At 69.1% G+C, this 23,111-nt stretch carries 23 protein-coding genes; 13 read left to right on the top strand and 10 right to left on the bottom strand.

Annotated features, from left to right (window positions below; all coding sequences use genetic code 11):
* A complete protein-coding gene (scpA, locus tag HDA45_RS25650) occupies window positions 1-2,169 on the bottom strand; it encodes a methylmalonyl-CoA mutase (protein ID WP_184899419.1) in 2,169 nt (722 codons plus the stop codon).
* The gene (locus HDA45_RS25645) at window positions 2,169-4,040 is read right to left on the bottom strand and encodes a methylmalonyl-CoA mutase family protein (RefSeq protein WP_184899417.1); all 1,872 of its coding nucleotides are present in this window, start codon (window positions 4,038-4,040) and stop codon (window positions 2,169-2,171) included. Before HDA45_RS25645 ends, scpA begins: the two co-directional genes overlap by 1 nt.
* A 178-nt stretch (window positions 4,041-4,218) precedes the next feature.
* Between HDA45_RS25645 and HDA45_RS25640 the strand changes: the two genes are divergently transcribed.
* Entirely contained in the window at window positions 4,219-5,991 is a 1,773-nt protein-coding gene (locus tag HDA45_RS25640) for a protein kinase domain-containing protein (RefSeq protein WP_184899414.1), read from the top strand.
* Here the strand turns inward: HDA45_RS25640 and HDA45_RS25635 are convergent.
* A complete protein-coding gene (locus tag HDA45_RS25635; protein WP_184899412.1) occupies window positions 5,971-6,612 on the bottom strand; it encodes a MerR family transcriptional regulator in 642 nt (213 codons plus the stop codon). The genes HDA45_RS25640 and HDA45_RS25635 overlap by 21 nt on opposite strands.
* 120 nt (window positions 6,613-6,732) lie before the next feature.
* Here HDA45_RS25635 and HDA45_RS25630 point away from each other — a divergent pair, with 120 nt between their 5' ends.
* The 11 genes from HDA45_RS25630 to hisS all read left to right on the top strand — a co-directional run bounded on the left by HDA45_RS25630 (window position 6,733) and on the right by hisS (window position 16,851).
* Complete coding sequence (locus HDA45_RS25630; protein ID WP_184899410.1) at window positions 6,733-7,707, top strand: hypothetical protein; 975 nt, start codon at window positions 6,733-6,735, stop codon at window positions 7,705-7,707.
* On the top strand, window positions 7,704-8,135 hold the full coding sequence (locus HDA45_RS25625; protein WP_184899408.1) for an ABA4-like family protein: 432 nt from the start codon (window positions 7,704-7,706) through the stop codon (window positions 8,133-8,135). The genes HDA45_RS25630 and HDA45_RS25625 overlap by 4 nt, the downstream gene beginning before the upstream one ends.
* The gene (locus tag HDA45_RS25620; RefSeq protein ID WP_184899406.1) at window positions 8,128-8,913 is read left to right on the top strand and encodes a purine-nucleoside phosphorylase; all 786 of its coding nucleotides are present in this window, start codon (window positions 8,128-8,130) and stop codon (window positions 8,911-8,913) included. The genes HDA45_RS25625 and HDA45_RS25620 overlap by 8 nt, the downstream gene beginning before the upstream one ends.
* A 105-nt stretch (window positions 8,914-9,018) precedes the next feature.
* Window positions 9,019-10,656, top strand: a complete 1,638-nt coding sequence (locus HDA45_RS25615) for a phosphohexomutase domain-containing protein (protein WP_184899404.1) — start codon at window positions 9,019-9,021, stop codon at window positions 10,654-10,656.
* A gap of 5 nt (window positions 10,657-10,661) precedes the next feature.
* Window positions 10,662-11,114: an NAD(P)H-dependent oxidoreductase gene (locus HDA45_RS25610; protein ID WP_184899402.1), complete on the top strand. Its 453-nt coding sequence runs from the start codon at window positions 10,662-10,664 to the stop codon at window positions 11,112-11,114.
* Window positions 11,115-11,476: 362 nt separating this feature from the next.
* Window positions 11,477-11,869: a helix-turn-helix domain-containing protein gene (locus HDA45_RS25605; protein ID WP_101612343.1), complete on the top strand. Its 393-nt coding sequence runs from the start codon at window positions 11,477-11,479 to the stop codon at window positions 11,867-11,869.
* A complete protein-coding gene (locus HDA45_RS25600; RefSeq protein WP_016331300.1) occupies window positions 11,866-12,387 on the top strand; it encodes a hypothetical protein in 522 nt (173 codons plus the stop codon). Before HDA45_RS25605 ends, HDA45_RS25600 begins: the two co-directional genes overlap by 4 nt.
* Entirely contained in the window at window positions 12,384-13,517 is a 1,134-nt protein-coding gene (locus HDA45_RS25595) for an MAB_1171c family putative transporter (protein WP_184906015.1), read from the top strand. The genes HDA45_RS25600 and HDA45_RS25595 overlap by 4 nt, the downstream gene beginning before the upstream one ends.
* Window positions 13,514-14,710 carry an amidohydrolase family protein gene (locus tag HDA45_RS25590; protein WP_184899400.1) on the top strand — a complete coding sequence of 399 codons (1,197 nt, stop codon included), beginning with the start codon at window positions 13,514-13,516 and terminating at the stop codon, window positions 14,708-14,710. The genes HDA45_RS25595 and HDA45_RS25590 overlap by 4 nt, the downstream gene beginning before the upstream one ends.
* Before the next feature lie 451 nt (window positions 14,711-15,161).
* Window positions 15,162-15,554 (top strand): hypothetical protein, encoded by a 393-nt coding sequence (locus HDA45_RS25585; protein WP_184899398.1) that lies wholly within the window; start codon window positions 15,162-15,164, stop codon window positions 15,552-15,554.
* A 10-nt stretch (window positions 15,555-15,564) separates the two neighbouring features.
* The gene (gene hisS, locus HDA45_RS25580; RefSeq protein ID WP_184899396.1) at window positions 15,565-16,851 is read left to right on the top strand and encodes a histidine--tRNA ligase; all 1,287 of its coding nucleotides are present in this window, start codon (window positions 15,565-15,567) and stop codon (window positions 16,849-16,851) included.
* 42 nt (window positions 16,852-16,893) lie between these two features.
* Here the strand turns inward: hisS and HDA45_RS25575 are convergent, their stop codons facing one another.
* From HDA45_RS25575 to HDA45_RS25565, 3 genes are read right to left on the bottom strand one after another with little or no spacing between them, the layout of a single operon-like run.
* Window positions 16,894-17,895, bottom strand: a complete 1,002-nt coding sequence (locus tag HDA45_RS25575; protein WP_184899394.1) for an aldo/keto reductase — start codon at window positions 17,893-17,895, stop codon at window positions 16,894-16,896.
* Window positions 17,896-17,921: 26 nt separating this feature from the next.
* Window positions 17,922-18,905 carry an aldo/keto reductase gene (locus HDA45_RS25570; RefSeq protein WP_184899392.1) on the bottom strand — a complete coding sequence of 328 codons (984 nt, stop codon included), beginning with the start codon at window positions 18,903-18,905 and terminating at the stop codon, window positions 17,922-17,924.
* Window positions 18,902-19,303, bottom strand: coding sequence for a MerR family transcriptional regulator (locus tag HDA45_RS25565; protein ID WP_184899390.1), 402 nt, complete (start codon window positions 19,301-19,303; stop codon window positions 18,902-18,904). The genes HDA45_RS25570 and HDA45_RS25565 overlap by 4 nt, the downstream gene beginning before the upstream one ends.
* Window positions 19,304-19,387: 84 nt before the next feature.
* Here HDA45_RS25565 and HDA45_RS25560 point away from each other — a divergent pair, with 84 nt between their 5' ends.
* Entirely contained in the window at window positions 19,388-19,981 is a 594-nt protein-coding gene (locus tag HDA45_RS25560) for a TetR/AcrR family transcriptional regulator (RefSeq protein WP_184899388.1), read from the top strand.
* Between the two features lie 75 nt (window positions 19,982-20,056).
* On the opposite strand, the gene HDA45_RS25555 is transcribed toward HDA45_RS25560, so the two are convergent.
* Genes HDA45_RS25555 through HDA45_RS25540 form a run of 4 tightly spaced genes read right to left on the bottom strand, consistent with a single transcriptional unit; the run spans window position 20,057 to window position 23,067 of the window.
* Window positions 20,057-21,337 (bottom strand): hypothetical protein, encoded by a 1,281-nt coding sequence (locus tag HDA45_RS25555; RefSeq protein ID WP_184899386.1) that lies wholly within the window; start codon window positions 21,335-21,337, stop codon window positions 20,057-20,059.
* On the bottom strand, window positions 21,334-21,927 hold the full coding sequence (locus tag HDA45_RS25550; RefSeq protein WP_184906014.1) for a sigma-70 family RNA polymerase sigma factor: 594 nt from the start codon (window positions 21,925-21,927) through the stop codon (window positions 21,334-21,336). The genes HDA45_RS25555 and HDA45_RS25550 overlap by 4 nt, the downstream gene beginning before the upstream one ends.
* Before the next feature lie 54 nt (window positions 21,928-21,981).
* Window positions 21,982-22,605: a uracil phosphoribosyltransferase gene (gene upp, locus HDA45_RS25545; protein WP_184899384.1), complete on the bottom strand. Its 624-nt coding sequence runs from the start codon at window positions 22,603-22,605 to the stop codon at window positions 21,982-21,984.
* An 18-nt stretch (window positions 22,606-22,623) separates the two neighbouring features.
* Entirely contained in the window at window positions 22,624-23,067 is a 444-nt protein-coding gene (locus HDA45_RS25540) for a protein-tyrosine phosphatase family protein (RefSeq protein WP_184899382.1), read from the bottom strand.
* Between the last annotated feature and the right edge of the window lie 44 nt (window positions 23,068-23,111).

Below are 23,111 nucleotides of genomic sequence, written 5' to 3'. Positions count from 1 at the left end.
TCAGGACTCCTGGGCGGTCAGCTGTCCGATGAGGTCGATCGCCGCGTCGGCGATGACCGTGCCGGGACCGAAGATCGCCGCCGCGCCCGCCGCGCGCAGCTCCTCGTAGTCCTGCGGCGGGATGACGCCGCCGACCACGACGATGATGTCCTCGCGGCCCTGGTCGGCGAGTTCGGCGCGCAGCGCGGGCACCAGCGAGAGGTGCCCGGCTGCCAGCGATGAGACGCCGATGACGTGCACATCCGCCTCGATCGCCTGCCGCGCGACCTCGCCGGGGGTGGAGAACAGCGGGCCGACGTCGACGTCGAAACCGATGTCGGCGAAGCCCGTCGCGATCACCTTCTGGCCGCGGTCGTGGCCGTCCTGGCCCATCTTCGCGACCAGGATCCGGGGACGGCGGCCTTCCTCCTCGGCGAACTTCTCGACCAGCTCGCGCGCCTGCTCGACGTTCTCGGCCTTGCCGACCTCCTCGCGGTACACACCGGAGATGGTACGAATCTGACCGGAGTGGCGCCCCCAGATCTTCTCCAGCGAGTCGGAGATCTCCCCGACCGTGGCCTTCGCCCTGGCGGCGTCGATGGCCAGCGCGAGCAGGTTGCCGTCGGCCTGAGCACCCGCCGTGAGCCGCCGCAGCGCGTCCTGCGTCGCGTCCTCGTCCCGCTCTTCGCGCAGCCGCCGCAGCTTCTCCAGCTGCTGGGCGCGCACACCCGCGTTGTCGACCTTGAGCACGTCGATCTGCTCGTCGTCGGTGACCTGGTACTTGTTGACGCCGATCACCGGCTGGCGGCCGGAGTCGATCCGCGCCTGCGTCCGCGCGGCGGCCTCCTCGATGCGCAGCTTCGGGATGCCGGCGTCGATCGCCTTCGCCATCCCTCCCGCCTGCTCGACCTCGGTGATGTGGCCCCACGCCTTGCGGGCGAGGTCGTACGTCAGCTTCTCGACGAACGCGCTGCCGCCCCACGGGTCGATGACGCGTGTGGTGCCGGATTCCTGCTGGAGCAACAGCTGCGTGTTCCGCGCGATGCGGGCGGAGAAGTCCGTCGGCAGCGCGAGAGCCTCGTCGAGGGCGTTGGTGTGCAACGACTGCGTGTGACCCTGGGTCGCCGCCATCGCCTCGACGCAGGTGCGGACGACGTTGTTGTAGACGTCCTGCGCGGTCAGCGACCAGCCCGAGGTCTGCGAATGCGTCCGCAGTGACAGGGACTTCGACGACTTGGGCTCGAAGCCCTTCACCAGCTTCGCCCACAGGAGCCGCGCCGCGCGGAGCTTCGCGACCTCCATGAAGAAGTTCATCCCGATCGCCCAGAAGAAGGACAGGCGCGGCGCGAACTTGTCGACGTCCAGCCCGGCCTCGACACCGGCGCGGATGTACTCGACACCGTCCGCGAGCGTGTACGCCAGCTCCAGATCGGCGGTCGCCCCGGCTTCCTGCATGTGGTAGCCGGAGATGGAGATCGAGTTGTACTTCGGCATGTTCTGCGAGGTGAACGAGAAGATGTCCGAAATGATCCGCATCGACGGCTGCGGCGGGTAGATGTAGGTGTTGCGGACCATGAACTCCTTGAGGATGTCGTTCTGGATGGTCCCGGCCAGCTTGTCCGGCGTGACACCCTGTTCCTCGGCCGCGACGACGTACAGCGCGAGCACCGGCAGGACGGCGCCGTTCATGGTCATCGAGACGCTCATCTTGTCGAGCGGGATGCCGTCGAAGAGCTGGCGCATGTCGTAGATGGAGTCGATCGCGACGCCCGCCATGCCGACGTCACCGGCGACACGCGGATGATCCGAGTCGTAGCCGCGGTGCGTCGCGAGGTCGAAGGCGACCGAAAGGCCCTTCTGCCCGGCGGCGAGGTTGCGGCGGTAGAAGGCGTTCGACTCCTCGGCGGTGGAGAAGCCCGCGTACTGGCGGATGGTCCACGGCTGGTTGACGTACATCGTCGGATACGGGCCGCGCAGGTACGGCGCGACACCGGGGTACGTCCCGAGGAAGTCCACTCCGGACAGATCGTCGGCGGTGTAGACCGGTTTGACGCCGATCCCCTCCGGCGTCTCCCACGCGAGCGCGTCGGGACCCTTGCCGGTGGCGGCGTGCAGGGCTTCGGTCCACTGAGGACGGTCGACCGGATCCGGGGTGCCGAGGTCGACACCGGCGAAGTTCGGGATGGTCATCACTGCACTCCGAGCTCGTTCAACGTGCCGGTCAGGACTTCGAGGGCGTCACAGCCCGTGAAGAGGTAACCCGAGACGTCCGCGTGGTCGCCGGGTTTTCCGGCGAGAAGCACGGACGTGGCGCCTGCTTCCTTCAACGCCTTCGCGACGCTGTCCGCTTCTTCCGCGTAGGAAGTGTTGCTTCCGCAGAGACAAGCGATCTTCGTTCCGCTGGCCCGGAATTCCGCGACGACGTCCTCGGGGGCGCCGGGGTTCACGGCTTCGATCCCGCCCGCTTGGAACAGGTTCGCCGCGAAACTCGCCCGCCCGGTGTGCGCCGCGACGGGGCCGAGCGTGGCGAGGAAGACGCGGGGGCGGCTGGGATGCGCGTCCGCCCGGTCCCGCAGGGCCTCGAAGGCTTCGGCGTACCGATACCGCGGCAGACCACCGTCCGGCAGTTCCTCGACGGGATCGCGGACGACCGCTTTCTCCGTCAGATTGGGGAATTCGCTGACGCCGGTGATCGGATCGCGACGGGTCCCGATGCGCTTCGACCGCTTCTGCCAGGTTTCGGCGAGGCGTCCGGCGAGCGCGCCGGACGCCAGCTCGGCCTCGATCCCGCCCGCCGCCTCGATGGCGGTGAACTCGCGCCACGCGGCCTTGGCGAGGTCGTCGGTGAGCTTCTCGACGTACCAGGAACCGCCCGCGGGATCGATGACCCCGGCGAGTTTGGACTCCTCCAGCAGGACGGCGTGCGTATTGCGCGCGATCCGCGCGGAGAACGCGTCCGGCTGGCCGATCGCGGCGTCGAACGGGAGCACGGTGATCGCGTCGGCGCCGCCGACCCCGGCGCCGAAACAGGCGAGCGTGGTCCGCAGCATGTTCACCCACGGGTCGCGCTGGGTCAGCATCGCGGGCGAGGTGACCGCGTGCTGCCGCATCCCCGCCCCCTTGCCGCCCGAAACCTCGGTGACGCGGGCCCACAGGCGCCGCGCGGCGCGGAACTTGGCGATCGTGAGGAACTGGTCGGCCGTGGCGGCGAGCCGGAACTCGAGCTGCCCGGCGGCGGTGTCGACGTCCAGCCCCGCTTCGGTCAGCGCCCGCAGATAGGCGACGCCCGCCGCGACGGTCGCGCCGAGCTCCTGCGCGTCCGAACCGCCCGCCTCGTGGAACGGCAGGCCGTCGGCGACGATCGTGCGCACTTTCGGGTGACTGGTGGCGACGCGCGCCGCCAGTTTCGCCGCGGGGGCGAGCGGATGCGTCGTGCCGGTGCGCGCGGTCAGGCCGATCGGGTCGGCGCCGAGCGTCGCGGTCACCGCGCTCGCCGGGATCTCGCGCTCGGCGAAGAGAGCGAACAGCTCGTTCGCGGCGGCTTCGTACTCTTCGCCCGCGTCGAGGGTGACGGGCGCTAGGTCGACGTAGACCTCGTTCAGCGCGTCGCCCAGGTCGGAGACGGGGACCCCGGTGCCGCCCGCGCGCAGCCAGATCGAGCTGACGCCGCCTTCGAGGTCGGCGAGGATCGCGGTGTTCGTGGCCTTGGCGTCACGGCGCGCGTACCGGGCGCGGATGTCCCAACCGGTCGTCACCGATCCCTCGGGCCGCGCACTGCGCACGAACGGCGGAAGGCCCGGGAAGCCTGTTCCCTCGACCGTGTCATCGGCGGTGTAGAGCGGCTGGATCTCCAGGCCGTCGTACGTCCGGGTGACGAGCTTGCTTTCGGGCAGGCCCTCGAACCCTTCGTCGATCGCGCCGCTCTTGCGCAACACGCCGGCGACGAGCTCGCGCCACTGCTCACGGCCCACTTCCGGGAACTCGGCCGCCAGCCTCAACTCGTCCGGCGCGTCGGGCTCGTCGGGTGTCGGCACTGACTCCGTTCCGGCCACATCCGTCATAGCCAACGATGCTAACGGCCCTTAACAACACCTACCTGTGACGCTAGTCGCGCCGAAGATGTTGCGCCTGCCCGGTGAGCGGTGGCTCGCGAGGCACAGGTGGCCGTGAGAGGTCCGTTCACTCCGCCAGGGCACGGCGCATAGGCCCGCCACGGGGGCATACGACACAATTGGGGCCGTGCCGTCCGACACCACCGAGTCCAGCGAGAGCCCCGGCGACGAGAAGCGTGTCGTCGCCGGGCGATATCGGTTGCGCTCGGTCATCGGATCGGGGTCGATGGGCACGGTCTGGTCGGCCTACGACGAGTTCCTGCACCGCCCGGTCGCGGTCAAAGAGGTCCGCCTCCCGCCCGGCGTCCCGGCCTCGCAGGCCGACGAACTGCGCGAACGGACCCTGCGCGAAGCCCGCGCGATCGCCGTCCTGAGTCACCCGAACGTGATCATCCTGCACGACGTCGCGCGCGAGAACGACGAGCCTTTCGTGGTCATGGAGCTGCTGCCGTCGCGCAGCCTCGCGCACATCCTGCGCGACCACGGGCCGCTGACGGTCGAGCAGGCCGCGGCGGTCGGCATCGCGGTGGCGTCCGCGCTCGAAGCCGCGCATGCCGCCGGGATCACCCACCGTGACGTGAAACCGGGCAACGTCCTGGTCGCGGGCGACGGCCGCATCAAGCTCACCGACTTCGGCATCGCGCGCAACGTCTCCGAAGCCACCATGACCCGCACCGGGATGATGCTGGGCTCCCCCGCCTACATCGCGCCCGAAGTCGCTTCGGGCGGCGCGGTCGTCCCCGCCGCCGACCTGTGGGGTCTCGGCGCGACGCTGTTCGCCGCCATCGAGGGCTCGCCGCCCTACGACGCCGACGGCGACCCGCTCGAAACGGTCGGCAAGGTCGTCAACGGGAAGGTGCCGAAGCCCGGCCCCGGTCCTCTGGCCGACGTCATCGGCGCGCTCATGAAGAAGGAGCCGTCGAAGCGGATCACCCTGCGCGAGGTGCGGCGCCGTCTGTACCCGCTGCAGGCCAAGACGCTGATCGACCTCTTCCCCGCCGAGCTGTTCCACACGCCCGACGGCAAGAAGACCACCGCGCATCTGGACGCGACCGACACCCAGGTGATCAAGCCGGTCGCCCCCGAGAAGCCCGGTGAGGGCACGAGCTCCGAACTCGCCGCCGACCCCGGCCCGCTGCCGTTCCTGAACCAGCCCGCCGCGGCCCCGCAACCTCCGGCCGAACTCGAGCCGATGCCGACGGTCACCCCGACGCCGCCTCGCGTGCCGGGCCGGTCCCCGGTGGCCAACGTCCTGCTGGCGCTCGCGTCGGTCATCCTCTTCCTGGTGGCCGCCGGAGGTGGGTTCGTGCTGGCCAGGACCGCCGGTGGGCAGGAGTTGCGGCCGCCGGAGGGGATACCGCAGGGCGACACGATCGTCACCCAGCAGCCGCTCAAACTGATCACGCAGCAGGGTGACGCCAGCACGGTGAACGGCATCAAGGGCGGCCGGTTCAGCATCGGTGTCCCGGAAGGCTGGCAGAAGTTCGTCGCGCCGCACGTCACCAAGGGTGTGCCGAGCACCGTGGTCCAGTACGTCTCGCCCGACGGCCGTCAGGTCATCCGGGTCGAGCGGCTGAGCGGCTTCCTGTCCGAAAGCCCGCCGCCCGCCTATTTCAGCTGGCTGAAGAGCCAGCATCCGGACATCGACCTCATCGGCGAGCCCGTCACCGTGCCCGGCCGGGGCGACGACAGCATGCGGTACACCTACCGGACGACAGAGCGATCCGCCGAGGCCAGGGACACCGCGAACGACACCGCCAGGCGCACGACGTTCATGGACCTGTTCAGCGGGGGCGCGGACCTGTGGATCCTCTCGGTGACCTCGCCGATCGAGCAGGAGACGTCCGCGCGGACAGCGGTCTTCGAGCCGATCGCGCGGTCACTCGTCATTGACGGCTAGCCGCGCGAAGTGCTCCTTCGACGCACGCTGCTGCGCCAGCCTCCTCAACACCGAAAGCAGCCTGTCGCCGAGAACGGTTTCCACGACGGCGATCTCGATGATCCGCTCCAGTGAGTCGACCCCGGCAATGCCTTCGAGGTCCAGGTCGGCGGTCCGGTCGGCGATCTCGGCGTAGGCGTCGAGTTTCTCGAGGTACCAGCCGTGCCCGACGTCCCGGATCGCGCACAGGACGCCGACGAGGGCCTGGATGATCAGGTCGTCGTAGTCCTTGCACGGCCAGTTCCGGCGCTCGGCGAGGTCCTGGACCGTGGCGAGCGCCCATTCCCGGCTTTCGTCGTCGACGACCTGACGGGAACTCGTGATGCCTTCCTGGGCGAGGCCGAGGATGCGATGAGGACTGGCCTTCCCCTCGTCGACCGCGGCCAGCACTTCGCCGACCGTCGCGAGCGAAAGGCCGCCGACGTCCATCAGCGCCCTGATCAGCTTGATCCGCTGGACGTGCGCGTCGTCGTACTTGGCCTGGTTGGGGCTCGTCCGCTCCCCCGGCGGGACCAGTCCTTCCCGCAGGTAGTACTTGATCGTGGCGACCGGGACCCCGGCTTTTTCGCTCAGCTCCGCCATCCGCACGCGTTGTCACTCCGATCTCGGGGTCGGTTCCAGGGTCATCCCTGAAGATTTCTCAGGATGGATAGCTTACCTTCCCATAACGGAGAGCTTGACTATCCATTCCGGGAGGGGCCCATGACCATCTTGACCGATCTCCGCGAGAGAACCCGCACCTGGCACCGAGGTTCGTACCGGCTGGCTCAGATCCTCGCCGTGGTCACCGTGCTGTGCGTGCTGGCCATGCTGATCGATCAGCGGACACTGAACGGCGCGCCGCTCTGGGCGAAACCGTTCAAATTCGCCGTCTCCGGCATGCTGTACTTCTTCACCTGGAGCTGGCTCGTCTCCCTGCTGCCGAAGTTCCGGCGGACGGCGAGCGTGCTGACGAACGGGCTCGTCGTGATCTTCGCGGCCGAGTACGCGCTGGTGGTGTTCCAGGCCGTCCGTGTCCGCGCGAGCCACTTCAACAACGCGACCCCGCTGGACAACACGATCTTCCAGATCATGGGCGGGATGATCGCCACGCTGTGGGTGATCAACCTCGTGCTGACGGTCGGCGTCATGTTCACCCGGCTCCCCGACCGCGCCACGACGTGGGCGGCCAGGATCGGCGCGATCCTCGGCGTGATCGGGCTCTCGCTGGCGACGCTGATGAGCAGCCCGACCCCGGAGCAGCTGGCCACACTCCGCGCGACCGGCCAGTCCGCGATGATCGGCGCGCACACCGTCGGCCTCCCCGACGGCGGCCCCGGCCTGCCGATCCTCGGCTGGAGCACGGTCGGCGGCGACCTGCGGATCCCGCATTTCATCGGCCTGCACGGCCTTCAGGCGCTTCCGCTGATCGCGCTCGCCCTCGGCGTCCTCGCCACCCGCTACCCGCGGCTTCGCGACGACGTCCTCCGGCTGCGGCTCGTCGTGATCGCCGGCGTCGGTTACGCGGGCCTTCTCGCGCTGCTCACCTGGCAGGCGCTGCGCGGCCAGTCGATCGTCGCTCCCGACAGCACCACCCTGACCGCCTTCGCCCTGCTCCTCGCCGGCGTCGCCTTTAGCGGGCTAATCGCGATCGGGCGGCCGTCGAGGCACCGGGAGCTGGAGGACTCCGTCCGATGAGCGTCGAGACACTGTTCACCTGGACCTTCCCGCTGGCGACGCCGTTCTGGCTGCTGATGATCTTCCTGCCGGGCTGGTCGTGGACCCGCCGGATCCTGTCCTCGCCGTGGGTGCCGCTGGTGCCGCTGATCCCGTACTTCGTGCTCGCCATCGCGCATCTCGGCGAGCTGTGGACGGCGGTCAGCAGACCGGATCTGGACGTGCTCAGCGCTTTCACCGGCACGCCGTACGGCGCGGCCACGATCTGGGCGCATCTGATCGCCTTCGACCTGTTCATCGCGCGCTGGATGTACTTCGAAGCCCGCGAGCACCGCATCCATCCGCTGGTGACGGGCCCGATCCTGGCGCTCACGATCTTCCTTTCCCCGTTCGGGCTGGTGGCGTTCCTGCTCGTGCGAAGTGTCCGGATACGCTCGTCGCATGAGTGAGAACGAGGTCGCGGCGGCCGCCGCCATCGCCGAACGCACCGGCGTCGAGAAGCACGACATCGCCGTCGTGCTCGGTTCGGGCTGGCGCCCGGCGGCGGACGTCATCGGGGAGCCCGAGGCGGAGATCCCGCTGGGCGAACTGCCCGGATTCGTCGCGCCGGGCGCGATCGGGCACGGGGGAACCGTCCGGTCGGTCCGCGTCGGCGAGAAGCGCGCGCTGATCCTGCTGGGCCGCACGCATTTCTACGAGGGCAAGGGCATCGACCCGGTCGTCCACAACGTGCGCACCGCCGCCGCGGCGGGCGCGCGCACGGTGCTGCTGACCAACGCGGCCGGCGGACTGCGCGAGGGTTTCAGTGTCGGACAGCCGGTGCTGATCTCCGACCACTTGAACCTGACCGCGCGTTCGCCGATCGTCGGCGCGAACTTCGTCGACCTGACGGACCTCTATTCGAAGCGGCTGCGCGACATCGCGCGGACCATCGACCCTTCGCTGGAAGAGGGCGTCTACGCGGGACTGACCGGACCGCATTTCGAGACGCCGGCGGAGATCCACATGCTGCGGACGCTCGGCGCCGACCTCGTCGGCATGTCGACGGTGCTGGAGGCCATCGCCGCCCGCGCCGCCGGGGTCGAGGTGTTCGGGCTTTCGCTGGTGACCAACCTGGCGGCCGGGATGACCGGGGAACCGCTGAACCACGAAGAGGTCCTCGAAGCGGGCCGCCAGTCCGCGACGCGGATGGGCACCCTGCTGAAGGAACTCGTCGCCCGCGCCTGACGCACGCGCGTGAAGGCCCCCTTCCCTCGGCTGAGCAGAGGGAAGGGGGCCTTCACGCGACCATGATCGATCGCACCCTTTCCTGCGTACCCGTAGGCTGACTCGGTGACGACTTCCTTGACCCCGGATCTCCGGGATCGGGCGTTCCGCTGGATCGCCGACGATCCGGACGACGACTCCCGTGTCGAGCTGCAGAACATCCTCGCCCGCGCGATGGGCGGCGAAACCGGTGCGGCGGACGAACTCGCGGACCGGATGTCCGGCCCGCTCGAGTTCGGCACCGCCGGGCTGCGCGGCCCGGTGCGCGCGGGGCCGCAGGGGATGAACGTCGCGGTCGTGACCCGCACGACGGCCGGGGTCGCGGCCTGGCTGCGGGCCGGAGGACACGCGGGCGGGGTCGTCGTGGTCGGCCGCGACGCGCGGCACGGTTCGGAAGCCTTCGCCAAGGCCGCCGCCGAGGTGCTGACGGCCGACGGCTTCGCGGTGAAGGTGCTGCCCGGACCGTTGCCCACTCCGGTGCTCGCGTTCGCCGTGCTGGAACTCGGTGCCGTCGCGGGTATCCAGATCACCGCGTCGCACAATCCCCCCGCCGACAACGGCTACAAGCTCTACGACGCGACAGGCGGCCAGATCGTCCCGCCGTCGGACGGCCAGATCGAGCAGGCCATCGAGGCCGCGCCTCCGGCGATCAGCGTGCCGCGCGCGCCGGGCGCCGAAGTACTGGGCGACGAACTCCTTGACGCGTACCTCGTCAAGGTCGCGCTCCTCCCGCGTGGACCGGAACGCGAGGTCAAGGTCGCCGCGACGGCGTTGCACGGCGTCGGCGCGGAGACCCTGCGCGCCGCTTTCGCCCGCGCCGGGTTCGCCGATCTCCACGTGGTGGCCGAGCAGGCCGCGCCGGATCCCGACTTCCCGACGGTCGCCTTCCCGAACCCGGAGGAGCCGGGAGCGACGGATCTCTTGCTGGCACTGGCCTCCGAAGTGGACGCCGAGCTGGCGATCGCGCTCGATCCCGACGCCGACCGGTGCGCGCTGGGTGTCCGCGAACGGGACGGTTCGTGGCGGATGCTGCGCGGCGACGAAACGGGCGTCCTGCTCGGCTGGCATGTCCTGTCCACTGTGGACGACGTGGATCCGTTGGTGGCCACGACGATCGTGTCGTCGTCGATGCTCGGCGAGGTCGCGAAGGAGTTCGGCGCGCGGTACGCGGAGACGTTGACCGGGTTCAAATGGCTCGTCCGCGCGGGCGACGGTCTCGTGTTCGCCTACGAGGAGGCTCTCGGCCTCTGCGTGAACCCCGGTTTCGTGCGCGACAAGGACGGCATCTCCGCCGCCGTGCTCGCCGCGGGCCTGACCGCTTCCCTGCGCGCGGCGGGCCGCGGCCCGCTGGACGTCCTCGACGAACTGGCCGTGCGGCACGGAGTGCACGTGACGGATCAGGTTTCGTTGCGGGTCACCGATCTGTCGGTACGGGAGAAGCTGATGGCGGGCCTGCGCGCCGCTCCTCCCGCGGCGTTGGGCGGAACCGACGTCACGATGGAGGATCTGCTGCCCGACGCCGACGTCCTGCGCCTGACCGGTGAAGGCGTGCGCGTGGTCATCAGGCCGTCCGGAACCGAGCCGAAGCTGAAGGCGTACCTGCAGGTGAAGCAGGCGGTGACCGGCGACCTCGCCGAGGCGCGCGCCGCCGCGGACGCCCGACTGGCCGCGCTCCGCGCCGACATCGAGTCCCGCTTGGCCTGACGACCGTGGCCCAGTTGCTGATCGTCCACCACACGCCGTCGCCCTCGACGCAGGCGATGTTCGAAGCCGTGCTCTCCGGCGCGAACCATCCGGACATCGAGGGCGTCGACGTCGTACGCCGTCCGGCGCTGGGCGCGACCGTGCCCGACGTCCTCGCCGCGGACGGCTACCTGCTGGGCACCCCGGCGAATCTCGGCTACATGTCCGGCGCGCTGAAGCATTTCTTCGACACCGTCTACTACCCGTGCCTGGACGCCACGCGAGGACGTCCGTTCGGGTTCTTCGTGCACGGCAACAACGACACCGCGGGCACCGTGCGCGGGATCGAGGGCATCACCACCGGCCTCGGCTGGGAGCGTGCGGCTTCCCCGGTCCTCGTCACCGGCGAACCGGACAAAGAGGATCTGGCGGCCTGTTTCGATTTGGGCGGCACCCTCGCGGCCACGCTCATGCCCTGACTCGGCCAGCGCGAAGGACGCTTTCAGCCCACGTCGGAAAAATAAAGGGGCCTGTCACCGGAAGCCCTGGGGGTCGACCTCCGGCAACAGGCCTAGGCCAAGGGTTCGCCTGATGGCGATCAACCTTGGCTGCCCAAGCGTACTACATCGAGCACGATCTTGTGCACCCACCTGGAAAAACGCCTCTCACTCCGTTGTCCGTACACCCCCAGGGCACGGATTTCGGAGCGAGAGGCCAGGACACGGCACGAAACCGCTCACAACTGTAAACCACTGCATACATAGGCTGTCAACAGCTGCGGACAGGCTGAATCGCGTTACACTCCCACTACAGAACGGGATCATGGAACGAACGGGGGACCATGTCGCCGCACCAGACCTTCGCCCAGAAACTGAGCGCGCTGATCGACTCGGTACGCGCGGACGAAGGCGCCCCGCACAGCTATCGCGAGCTGTCGGCGGCGATCGATCGCGCCGGCGGGCCCGCCATGTCGCCCGCGTACCTCCAGCAACTCGCCACGGGCAAACGGATCAATCCGAAGATCCACTACGTCGAGGCGCTGGCGCGACTCTTCGGAGTCCCGATCACCTACTTCTTCGAGGAGCAGGAAGCGCAGCCCGTCGGGGAAGCGAAGCTCATGGCCATGCGCGCGCAGGAGCTTTCCCCGCAGGGCCGGCGGCAGGTCATGGACCTGCTGGAACTCGTCGAGCGCTATGAGCGGGCCGAGCGCGATCAGCCGGGCGAAAGCCGATGAAGGAACGCGAGCTCCGCAAACGGTGCCGGAAGATGCTGAACAAGCTCGACATCGAACCACCGCTCGACGTCGGTGTGCTCTGCGAACGGCTCGGTGAGCAGCGCGGCAGGCCGATCCGGCTGATGCCGTATCCGCTGGAGGTCCCCGGCCCGTTCGGCTGCTGGATCGCCACCGGTTCGGCCGATTACATCTTCTTCCAGCAGGAGACCACGAAATCCCATCAGGATCACATCATCCTGCACGAACTCGGGCATATGCTCGCCGATCACCATCCCGGCGGGGACGCCGAACCCGCCGATTTCCTGCGCGGCCCCGCGCCCGGGCTCGACGGCGACGCCGTACACCGCGCCTTACGCCGCACCTCCTACGATGAGGCGCACGAATGGGAAGCCGAGACCGTGGCGACCATCATCCTCGAATGGGCGTCGGTCTTGAACTACACGATTCCCCGTCGCGCCGACGACGATGACGTCCGCCGTGTCCAAGGCGCGCTGGGCGACCATCAAGGGTGGCTGTGAACTCACTGTTCTCCCCTCTCAACGTCGTGGCCATGGCGCTGTTCGCGACAGCGCTCGCCTGGCGGATCTACCAGACGTACCGGGCGCCGCGAGTGCTGCCGAACTGGGCGATCACCATCACGATCGTCTGCGTCGCCGGTTCCTTCCTCGCCCAGCAGAAGGTCATTTCCGGCTGGCTCGACGGGCTGACGGGCAAGGGCACCGGCCGCCTCGTCAACAACGTCCTGCTCGCCATCGGCGTCTGCGCACTGCTGATCGTCTTCCTCGGCTCCGCGCTGGGCCCGCGCAGACCGCGACGGGTCCTCTTCGAGCTGATCCCGCTGTCCGGCGCGATCGCGCTGATGCTGGTCGCCATGGCCGTCACCCCGCCGCGGGCACGCGGACTCGCGCTGAGCCCGAAACTCGTGCACGAGCCCGGGGTGGCGCTGTTCTACCTGGGCGCCGGGCTGTACCTGATCTACGGCCTGTCCGCGTGCGCCTGGTGGATCTTCCGCTACATCCGCACCGCGGACCGCCATCTGAGGACCGGGCTGAAACTCAGCGCGGCCGGGCTGATCGCCCTTTCGGTGGGCAGCGTCTTCCGCGCGCTCTACATCGTGATCGCCTGGGCTTTCGGGCCGTCGATCCCGCTCCTGCTCACCGTCGCCGTCCCGTTGGTGCTCCTCGGGATCGTGCTCTTCCTCGCGGGGATCACCTATCCCGGCGTCCGCGCGCGGTTCGCCGCGCTGCGACGCCGTCGCCAGCACCGGCGGCACCACGAACGGCTCACGCCCCTGTGGACCGCGCTGGCCGAGGTCTATCCGAACATCGTGCTCCGGACCACGCCACAGGGGCCGTGGGAGCGCTGGCGTCCGCGTACGGTCCACCGCCACTACTACCGCCGGGTGATCGAGATCCGGGACGGGCTCGTCCAACTGAGTCCGTACCTGGAAACCGATCTGACCGCACTCGCCGTCGACGATCCGCGAGCGGCGGCGGAGGCGCTGAAGACGGCGATCGCCCGGCAGACCGCGGGCGAGGAGAACGACGGGCGGGCGAAACTCGTGCTCCCCGGCGGCGGCGCGGACATCGAATCCGACGTGCGGCCGCTGCTCGCGCTGTCGGCCGCCGTGGCCGGGAACGGAGCATGACCTTGCAGCTTCTCCTGACGGCGGAACGGATCCTGCCGCGTCCGAGCACGCCCGTCGAGGACGGCGCCGTGCTCATCGAGGGCGAAAGGATCCTCGCGGCGGGCCCGCGCGCCGAGGTCACGGCGCAGGCTTCGCCGGACGCCGAAAGGCTCGACTTCCCCGGCGCGACGCTGATGCCCGGCCTGTTCAACGCGCACGTGCACCTGGCTTTCGACGCCACCCGCGAGATGCTGCCGAACTTCCTGTCGAGCGAAGACACCACTCTGCGCGCGGGCGCCAAGAACCGTTTGGGGCAACTGCTGCGCAGCGGCGTCACGACGGTGCGGGACCTCGGCGATCGTGACGCTCTCGGCGCGCGGGTCCGGGCCGAGCTCGCCGCCGAAGGTGTCGCCGCTCCGCGGCTGCTGACCGCGGGCACACCCCTGACAGTCCTCAATGGACACTGTCATTTCTTCGGCGGCGAGGTCGGCGACGACCACGCGATCCGGGCCCTGATCGACGCCGACGCGGCCGCCGGGGCGGACGTGATCAAGGTGATGGCCAGCGGCGGCCAGATCACCGAGGGCGGCGCGGACATGTGGGAATCCCAGTTCGACGTCCGGGAACTCCGGCTGATCGTCGAGCACGCGGCGAGCCACGGGCTCCCGGTCGCGGCGCACGCCCACGGCGCCGACGCGATCGAGGCGTCGGTCGAGGCCGGTGTCCGCACGATCGAGCACTGCACCTGGATGACCGGGCCGCAGCGACAGGACCGGCGCGACGGCGTCGCCGAACGGATGGCCGCCGAGGGCATCGCGGCGTGTTCGACGAGCAGCCGCAACTGGCGGATGATGGCCGAGCGCATGGGCGAGGAACTCGCGAAAACCGTCTACGGCAGGCTTTCCTGGCTGGAAGAGCTGGGCGTGCCACTCTTGTCGGGGACGGACGCCGGGCTGCCCGGTTCGGTTTTCGACGATCCCGTCGGCGCCCTCGAACTCTACGAATGGCTCGGTTTCGGCCGTCGCCGGATCCTCGAGATCGCCACCGAGGACAGCGCCGCAGGACTCGGCCTCGGCGACGTCACCGGACGGCTCGCCCCCGGTCTGAGCGCCGACGTCCTGGTGGTCGACGGCGACCCGCTCGCCGATCTGTCCGCCCTCCGAAACCTCCGCCTGGTCCTCTCGCGCGGGGTCGTGAGTGGCGATTCGGGTTAGGACCAACAGTGCCTTGAGTACCTACTGGCATTCTGGGCACGGTCACATCCCAGGCCTCGGTCCGTGAAGGCCTCCTTGAGGGACCCTGGGTCCCTCAAGGAGGCCTTCACGGACTTGCGGATCAGCCAGCGTCCACACGCACCAGCCCGTCACAGCGGCCGCGCGCAAAGGCCCGGAACCGAGTTGGCCCGGGTCTCACCGCGAGTCAGCCGTCCCGTCACGTGAGTCGTCCGTCTGATCACACGTGCCGTCCACTCAGTCACGCGAAGTCCTGAGTACCTGCTGGGTTGTGGCTGTGGTCGTTCGTGGTGCGGGTCAAGCGACCAAGGCACCGAACCGTAGCGGTCACCGCTCGCGGCGAGGGACTCCCGGAAGTGGGACGACAACTTTGGTGACACCGTTTTAAAACAGTGTTATCGTTGCCTTCACCCCCACCACGAAGGGAAAGACCATGGAAGGCCCGATCAGGCTGTTCACCGTCATCGCGCTCGTTTCGCTGCCGACGGTGATGTACGGCGGTTACGCGCTGATGGGCGTCCTGCGCGACAAGAAACTGACCGAACACCAGCGGACCATGTTCCGCGCGGGACACGCCCACGCCGGTGTCCTGCTCGTGCTGGCGCTGGTCGCACTGCAGATCCTCGGGCAGACAGGGCTCTCCGACGCCGCCTTGTGGATCGCGTGCTTCCTGCTGCTGTTCGGCGTGCTCGCCCAGTCCGGCGGCTTCTTCCTGCACCTGGCACCGGGCAAGGGCAAGCTCGGCGGACGGGTCACCAGCGCCGGGGCCGTCCTGCTCGGAGCGGCGATGCTGACCACCGCGTACGGCGTCGCCTTCGCTGGTTAAGCTTGCTGACGTGCCTGAATACCTGCCGACAGCCCCCGCGAAGGGGACCCGCGACTTCCTGCCCGCCGAGATGTCCGTCCGGACGCAGGTGTTCGGCCATCTCTACGACGTGCTCGAACTGCGGGGTTTCCTCCGCTACGACGGGCCGATCCTCGAACCCGCCGAGATCTACGAGCGGAAGTCCGGACAGGAGATCGCCGACCAGCAGCTGTACACGCTGACCACCAAGGGCGGCGAGCGGCTGGCGCTGCGACCGGAGATGACCCCGTCGGTCGCCAGGATGATCGCGGGCAACGCCAAGTCGCTGCAGTTCCCGGTGCGCTGGTACAGCCACCCGAACTGCCACCGCTACGAGCGGCCGCAGCGTGGCCGGGTCCGCGAGCACTGGCAGATCAACGCGGACATCTTCGGTTCGGACAGCGCGAACTGCGAGATCGAGATCTTCGAGCTCGTCCACGACATGATGAGCGCGCTCGGGGCGACGCCGGACATGTTCCAGGTGCGCGCCAACGACCGGAACCTGCTTTCTTCGGCGCTCACCGACATCGTCGGCGTGACAGCGGAGCAGCTGCCGCAGGTGTTCACACTGGTGGACCGCTGGGAGAAGTCGGACCGCACGAAGCTGAGCGACACCGCGGCAGAGATCGGCCTGACCGAAAAGCAGTTCGAGAAGCTGGCCGAGATCCTCTCGTCCGGCACCGCGCTGCTCGACGAACTGCCCGAGCAGGTCAAGGAGAACTCGAACCTGGTGAAGGTGCTGAACAGCGGCGCCGCGAACCTGATCACGTTCGATCCGATGATCGTGCGCGGGCTCGCGTACTACACGTCGACCGTGTTCGAGGTCTTCGACACCTCTCCGGAGAACCGCCGCGCCCTCTTCGGCGGCGGCCGCTACAGCGACCTGGCGTCGTTGTTCACGTCGCAGCAGATCCCCGGGATCGGCTTCGGCATGGGCGACGTCACGCTGATCGACTTCCTCGACACCCACGAACTGACGCCGAAGCCGCGCAGCGAGGCCGATGTCGTGGTGATCCCGGTGGTCGAGGAGCTCACCGACGCCGCCCGCGAGGTCGCGGGACGGCTGCGGAAGGCCGGTCTGCGCACGCTCACCCCCGTCGAGCTCCGCAAGCTGGGCAAGGAGCTCACCCGGGCCGACAAGGCCGGGGCGCGGGCCGTGGTGATCGTCGGTCAGGAGGACTGGGACGCCGGGAACGTGACGGTCCGCAGCCTCGAGACCCGCGAGCAGCAGACGGTCGCCCTCGACACCGTGGTCCCGACGGTCACGTCTTTGCTCTGACGACGAAAGCCGGCGCCCGCGAGCGGGCGCCGGCTTTCGCGTTCAGCGCGACAGGGTCTTCATGGACGCTTCGGGGTAGCGCTCCCCCGCGACCGCGTCGGCCGGGACGGCCTCCTCGATCGCGGCCACGTCCTCGGCGGTCAGCTCCAAGCCGACGGACGCGACGTTCTCTTCGAGATACTTGCGCCGCTTGGTGCCCGGGATCGGCACGACGTCCTCACCCTGGGCCTGCACCCAGGCCAACGCCAGCTGACCCGCTGTCACACCCTTCCGCTCGGCGAGCGCACGAAGCGCTTCGACCATCGCCAGGTTCCGTTCCAGGTTGCCGTCGGCGAACCGCGGCTGGGTCGTCTGCCGGAAGTCGCCTTCCGCGAAGTCCTCTTTGGACTTGAAGCGACCGGTGAGGAAACCGCGCCCCAGCGGGGAATACGGCACCAGGCCGATACCGAGCTCACGGCAGACCGGAACGACCTCGTCCTCGATGTCGCGCGACCACAGCGACCATTCCGTCTGCACGGCCGTCACCGGATGCACGGCGTGCGCGCGCCGGATCGTCTCCGGACCGGCCTCGGACAACCCGATGTGCCGGATCTTCCCCTGCTCGACCAGCGAGGACAGCGTGCCCACGGTCTCCTCGATCGGCACTTCCGGATCGACGCGGTGCTGGTAATAGAGGTCGATGTGGTCGACGTCCAGCCTGCGCAGCGAAGCCTCGACCTGTTGCCGCACATAGAATTCGTCGCCGCGGATCCCGCGCTTGCCGGGATCGGCCTCGTCGCGCACGATGCCGAACTTGGTGGCCAGCACGACCCGATCCCGTTTGCCGGCCAGCGCGCGGCCGACCAGTTCCTCGTTGCGGCCGAAGCCGTACATGTCCGCCGTGTCGATCAGGGTCACGCCGAGCTCGATCGCGCGATGGACGGTCGCGATCGATTCGGTGTCGTCACCTTGGCCGTAGAACTCGCTCATCCCCATGCAGCCGAGCCCCTGCGCGCCGACTTCCAGCGTGCCGAGCCTGCGTGTGGGCAGCATTGAACCCGTCATGAACTCTCTCGCACTTCTTTCGGTTCTTACTTGCCGGCGGCGCGGGCGAGCCGTTCCGGGTAACGCTCACCGGCGATCGACTCGACGGGCGCGGCCTTTTCGATGGCTTCGATGTCCACTTCGGACAGTTCCAGTTCCGCCGCCGCGGCGTTCTCTTCGAGGTACTTGCGCCGTTTGGTGCCCGGGATCGGCACGACGTCGTCACCCTGGGCCTGCACCCAGGCCAGGGCCAGCTGACCCGCTGTCACGCCCTTGTCCGCCGCCAGCTCGCGCAGCGCCTCGACGATCGCCATGTTGCGCTCGAAGTTGCCCTCCGCGAAGCGGGGCAGGCCGCGGCGCATGTCGTCCGCCGGGAGGTCCTTCACCGACGTCACACTGCCGGTGAGGAAACCGCGGCCGAGCGGTGAGAACGGCACGACACCGATCCCCAGCTCGCGAGTGGTCGAGCGGATCTCCCCTTCGATGCCGCGGGTCCACAGGGACCATTCGCTCTGCAGGGCCGTCACGGGGTGGACGGCGTGCGCGCGGCGGATCGTCTCGGCACTGGCCTCGGAGATCCCGGCGAACCGGATCTTGCCCTCGTCCACCAGCTCCGCGAGCGCGCCCCAGGTCTCCTCGACCGGCGTGTTCGGGTCGACCCGGTGCTGGTAGTAGAGGTCGATGTGGTCGACGTTCAGCCGGCGCAGCGACTCTTCGCAGCTCTGCTTGACGTACGCCGCGTCGCCGCGAGCGGACATCCCGCCGTCTTCCGCCCAGACGATGCCGAACTTGGTCGCCAGCACGACCTGATCCCGTTTGCCCGCGATCGCGCGGCCGACCAGCTCTTCGTTCGCGCCGGCGCCGTAGACATTCGCGGTGTCGAGCAAGGTCACGCCCAGTTCGAGGGCGCGGTGGACGGTGGCGATCGACTCCGTGTCGTCGTCGCGGACACCGTAGGCCTGGCTCATCCCCATGCAGCCGAGCCCCTGCGCCCCGACTTCCAGACCGCCGAGCCTCCTGGTGCTGATCACGCTGAAATTCCCTCCACGGTGGCTCCGGTGCCGAGCACCGCGCGTTCCACCTGGTCGTAGTGGTCGATCTTGTAGTCGAGGATGTCGAGGCAGGCCTGCAGCTCGGCGATCCGGTCGGCGACCGATTTGCGCTGGTCGACGAGGATCGCCTTGCGCCGTCCCGCGCTCGCCGATCCGTGGTGGCGCAGGGAGGCGTACTCCCGCATGCGCTTGATGGGCATGCCGGTCAGGCGCAGCTTGGTCAGGAACCCCAGCCAGCCGAGGTCGTCGTCGGTGTAGGCGCGGCGCCCCGCGGTGTCCCGCGCCGGGGGCTCGACGAGTTTGATGCGCTCGTAGTACCGGAGAGTGTCGATGGACAACCCGCTACGTCGCGCGGCTTCCGCTATCGAGTAGCTCATGTCGACGACAGTACGACCTGGAGTGCGCTCCAGGTCAACTCCGAATCCGAGCGATTGATAACAGCGTTGCGATACGATCGGATCATGCCCCGCCCCAGGACGCACGACGAGAACCTCCGGCTGAAACTGCTGGACCGCGCCGGTGAGCTCATCTCGGCCGACGGCCCGAAGGCCCTCAGCCTGAGGAAGCTGGCCGCCGACGTCGGCACGTCCACCACCGCGGTCTATTCGCTCTTCGGCGGGAAGACGGATCTGGTCGGCGCCCTCTTCGTCGAGGGATTCCGCCGCTTCGGCCTGCGGATGTCCAGGGTCTCGCTGAGCGGCGACCCGGTCGAGGACCTGGTGCGGCTCGGCGTCGCGTACCGGGAAAGCGCGCTGGCCGACCCGCACCTCTACGCGATCATGTTCACGAAGTCGGTGCCCGGTTTCGAGCCGGCGGAGGAGACGTCCGAGCAGGCTCGCGCCACGATGGCGCCGCTCGAGGAGACGATCCGCAAGGCCGTCGCCGAAGGCGTCTTCCTCGACGTGCCCGCCGAGGTCGTCACCGTGGCGTGCTGGGGATTCGTGCACGGGCTCGTGTCGCTGGAGCTGAACGGGAACCTGCCGGAGGAGTTCACCGTGAGCGCGGCTTACGAGATCGCGCTGCGGGCGAACGCCTCCGGCTGGCTGCGCCACTGAGGCCTCGCCTTTAGCGGGCTGAACGCGATCCGCCGGGCGGGCGGGAACACCTCGCCTTTAGCGGGCTAAACGCGATCAGTACATCGGGAGCGTGCCCTGGTGCAGGGTCTTTCCCGCCGCGTCCACGACGGTGATCCCGACCTTCGCGTTCTCGTAGTCCCGGCTGACGTTGTCCGGCATCCACGCCGCGAAGGTCCCGTCAGCGACCGTCGCGTCGATCTCCCCGCCGGTCCCGAAGTCGAGCTTCACACCGACGGCGGCCTCGGGGACGACCCCCAGGTACGGGTTCCGCGGCGGGACGGTGGCCCCGTTCCGATCCACGTTGCCGACCGACTCGGTTCGCAACGTGTGCACGGGCTCCGCGGACTTCGACTGGTCGTACATGACCCGGTAGTACTCGGTCTTCCCGTCCAGGTACCCGAGCCCGCCCTGGCACACGATGGCCCTGCCACCGAGGCGAGCGACGACGACTTCGACGTCTTCGCGTTCGAGCAACGCGCCGGCCCGGTAGGCGTCCTCGTCCGACAGCGCTTCGGACGCTCCCCTCGTGCAGGTGTTGAAGAACTCACCCGCCGGCGTGGCCCGGTCGGGAACCGGGAACACCGGCTTGTCGAGTTCCGACGCGGCCGGCTCCGGCGCGGGTCGCAGGAGGTACGGCGCCTGGTAGTGGATCGGGCGGGATTGCTCCCCGGGTGTCGGCCCGACCGCGTAGGTGGTCCGCGACGGCTTCATCGGCGCGATGTGCACGAACAGGTTCCCCGGCCGGAAGATCGAGATCTCCCGCAGAGAAGCCGACTGCTCGTTCTGTCCCGTCACTTCCAGTTTCGGCCATTCGGGATCGGCGACGCCCGCGAACGTCCCGGCCGGGGTCATCAGCAGGGCCGCGGTCCGCGTGCCCTGCGTGTACATCGGGGCGGCGTTCGGATCGGACACGGTCGCCGTCATCAGCGTGGTCTCGCAGAAGAAGGGTTTGTCGTCCACCGTCACCGCCACGACGGTGATTTCCCAGGAGCTGACGGTGAACCGCGGTACCCATTCGTCCCGGTCCGGGAAGTTCGCCGCCTTGCCCTGCGTCTGGAGAACGGCCCAGCACCGGTTCATGGCCTCGACAGCCTTCGGCCAGTCGAGGGAGAAGTCAGGGTTCGCGACGACGGGTCCCGGGGCGTCCGGGTCCCGGATGATCGCGGTCGCGACCAGGGCCCCCGCGAGAACCAGGACGACGGCGGCCGCGGCGGCGACGATCGGCCATCGCCGCCGCGCGGGTTTTCCCATCCCCTCTCGCAGGGACATCCGCAGGTTGTCGAGCACTTCCGGGGGGAGTTCACGCCTGCCGGGCAGGCCGAGGTCGTCGGTCATTTCTCCTCCAGGGCGGCCCGCAGCTGCGCGCGGGCCCGCGAGATGTGGGCGCGAACGGTCACCTCGGCGACACCGAGCAGTTCGGCGGCGTCCTGAAGGGAAAGATCGCCGAGGAGGCAGAGTTCGACGGCCTGACGCTGCGACTTCGGCAGCTTCGCGACCAAGGCGAGCACCTGCCGGAGACGGTCTTCGCCGTCGAGCTGATCGACGACGGTTTCGGCGTGGTCGGACACCGACCGGGGCTCCGGCAGCCGCCGGACGAGCCGCAGTCGCCGCCCCGAGCTGCGGTGTTCGGTACGCGCGAGGTTCCCCGCGACGGTGTACAGCCAGGGCAGCGCGCTGTCGCGGATGAGCGTGATGTCGGCCCTCCGCCGCCAAGCGGTGAGAAAGGTCGTCGACGTCAGGTCTTCGGCCGACGCCCAAGACCCCGTCAGCCGGTAGGCGTGGTTCCACACCGACTGGGCGTGCCGTTCGAAAAGCTCGGTGAAAGCCCCGTGATCACCGCCCGCGGCCGCCAGCCAAAGCTCCGTGTCACTCCGGTCGGGAGGAGATCCGTTCGAGTCCACCGGCACCCCCGCCGATCCGGTCACTGTTCTGGTCACATCCGTCAGTGACCGGCATCGGCGGCGATGTTGCGAAACGGGTCAGACGGCCCCGTACTGCCGGTCCCCCGCGTCCCCGAGACCCGGCACGATGAAGCCGGAGTCGTTCAGCCGCTCGTCGATGCTCGCGGTCACCACCCGCAGCGGCAGACCGGTCTTCTCCAGATGCGCGATCCCCTCGGGCGCCGCCAGCGCGCAGATCGCGGTGACGTCGGTGGCGCCCCGGTCGGTGAGCAGCCGGATCGTGTACTCCATCGACCCGCCGGTCGCCAGCATCGGGTCGAGCACCAGCACCGGCCGGTCGGCGAGCGATTCGGGCAGCGACTCCAGGTACGGCGTCGGCTTGAGCGTCTCCTCGTCGCGGGCGAGCCCGACGAAGCCCATCTGGGCGTCGGGGATCAGCTTGTGCGCCTGATCCGCCATCCCCAGCCCGGCCCGCAGCACCGGCACCAGCAGCGGCGGGCTCGCCAGCGCGTAGCCGTCGGTGCGCGCCACCGGCGTGTGGATCCGCTCGATGCGCACGGGCATGTCCCGCGTGGCTTCGTAGACCAGCATGACGGTCAGCTCGTGCAGCGCCGCGCGGAAGGCGGCGCTGTCGGTGCGCGCGTCGCGCATGGTGGAAAGCCTGGCCTTGGCCAGCGGGTGATCAACGACGTGCACATCCATGCCGGTCAATTTAGCTCGTCACGCCTGCCGCGCGAACCAGCCGACCCAGCGGCGCTGCCACGGTGTCTCCACCGAACGCGGGTTGTGGTTCGCCCGCGCCCACGCCACGGCCTCGTCCGCGCCGAGCCCCGAAAGCGTGGCCAGACAGGACACCACCGTGCCGGTCCGGCCGACCCCGCCGTAGCAGGCGACCTCGACACCTTCCCCGGCCGCGGCCCGCTCGTGCAGCGTCACGATCCGCCGCCGCGCGTCCGCCCAGTCCGTCGGCAGCAGGAAGTCGGGCCAGCGGATCCACTCCCGCTCCCAGTCCATTTTGTGGTCGTGCTTGCGGCGCAGCTTCGCGCCGCCCAGATACAGCCCGAAATCCGGCGAGGGCCCTTCCGGCCAGGGGCGACCCAGGCCCCGTCCTCGCACCATGACACCGTCCGGCAGCTTCAAAGCGCCGGGTAACGAGTTCCCCATCACCGCAGAATCCCACTGTCGGCCATAAGATGGACGCCCGGCCC

The organism is Amycolatopsis umgeniensis, assembly GCF_014205155.1.
Taxonomy (GTDB): Bacteria; Actinomycetota; Actinomycetes; order Mycobacteriales; family Pseudonocardiaceae; genus Amycolatopsis; species Amycolatopsis umgeniensis.
Note: the sequence above shows the minus strand (reverse complement) of the source record. Positions and strands in the feature narration are given on the sequence as shown.

Coding starts and splice junctions, on each gene's coding strand:
- scpA (WP_184899419.1), bottom strand. CDS start 2,169: ATGACCATCCCGAACTTCGCCGGTGTCGACCTCGGCACCCCGGATCCG.
- HDA45_RS25645 (WP_184899417.1), bottom strand. CDS start 4,040: ATGACGGATGTGGCCGGAACGGAGTCAGTGCCGACACCCGACGAGCCC.
- HDA45_RS25635 (WP_184899412.1), bottom strand. CDS start 6,612: ATGGCGGAGCTGAGCGAAAAAGCCGGGGTCCCGGTCGCCACGATCAAG.
- HDA45_RS25630 (WP_184899410.1), top strand. CDS start 6,733: ATGACCATCTTGACCGATCTCCGCGAGAGAACCCGCACCTGGCACCGA.
- HDA45_RS25625 (WP_184899408.1), top strand. CDS start 7,704: ATGAGCGTCGAGACACTGTTCACCTGGACCTTCCCGCTGGCGACGCCG.
- HDA45_RS25620 (WP_184899406.1), top strand. CDS start 8,128: ATGAGTGAGAACGAGGTCGCGGCGGCCGCCGCCATCGCCGAACGCACC.
- HDA45_RS25605 (WP_101612343.1), top strand. CDS start 11,477: ATGTCGCCGCACCAGACCTTCGCCCAGAAACTGAGCGCGCTGATCGAC.
- HDA45_RS25600 (WP_016331300.1), top strand. CDS start 11,866: ATGAAGGAACGCGAGCTCCGCAAACGGTGCCGGAAGATGCTGAACAAG.
- HDA45_RS25590 (WP_184899400.1), top strand. CDS start 13,514: ATGACCTTGCAGCTTCTCCTGACGGCGGAACGGATCCTGCCGCGTCCG.
- HDA45_RS25585 (WP_184899398.1), top strand. CDS start 15,162: ATGGAAGGCCCGATCAGGCTGTTCACCGTCATCGCGCTCGTTTCGCTG.
- HDA45_RS25575 (WP_184899394.1), bottom strand. CDS start 17,895: ATGACGGGTTCAATGCTGCCCACACGCAGGCTCGGCACGCTGGAAGTC.
- HDA45_RS25565 (WP_184899390.1), bottom strand. CDS start 19,303: ATGAGCTACTCGATAGCGGAAGCCGCGCGACGTAGCGGGTTGTCCATC.
- HDA45_RS25560 (WP_184899388.1), top strand. CDS start 19,388: ATGCCCCGCCCCAGGACGCACGACGAGAACCTCCGGCTGAAACTGCTG.
- HDA45_RS25555 (WP_184899386.1), bottom strand. CDS start 21,337: ATGACCGACGACCTCGGCCTGCCCGGCAGGCGTGAACTCCCCCCGGAA.
- upp (WP_184899384.1), bottom strand. CDS start 22,605: ATGGATGTGCACGTCGTTGATCACCCGCTGGCCAAGGCCAGGCTTTCC.
- HDA45_RS25540 (WP_184899382.1), bottom strand. CDS start 23,067: ATGGGGAACTCGTTACCCGGCGCTTTGAAGCTGCCGGACGGTGTCATG.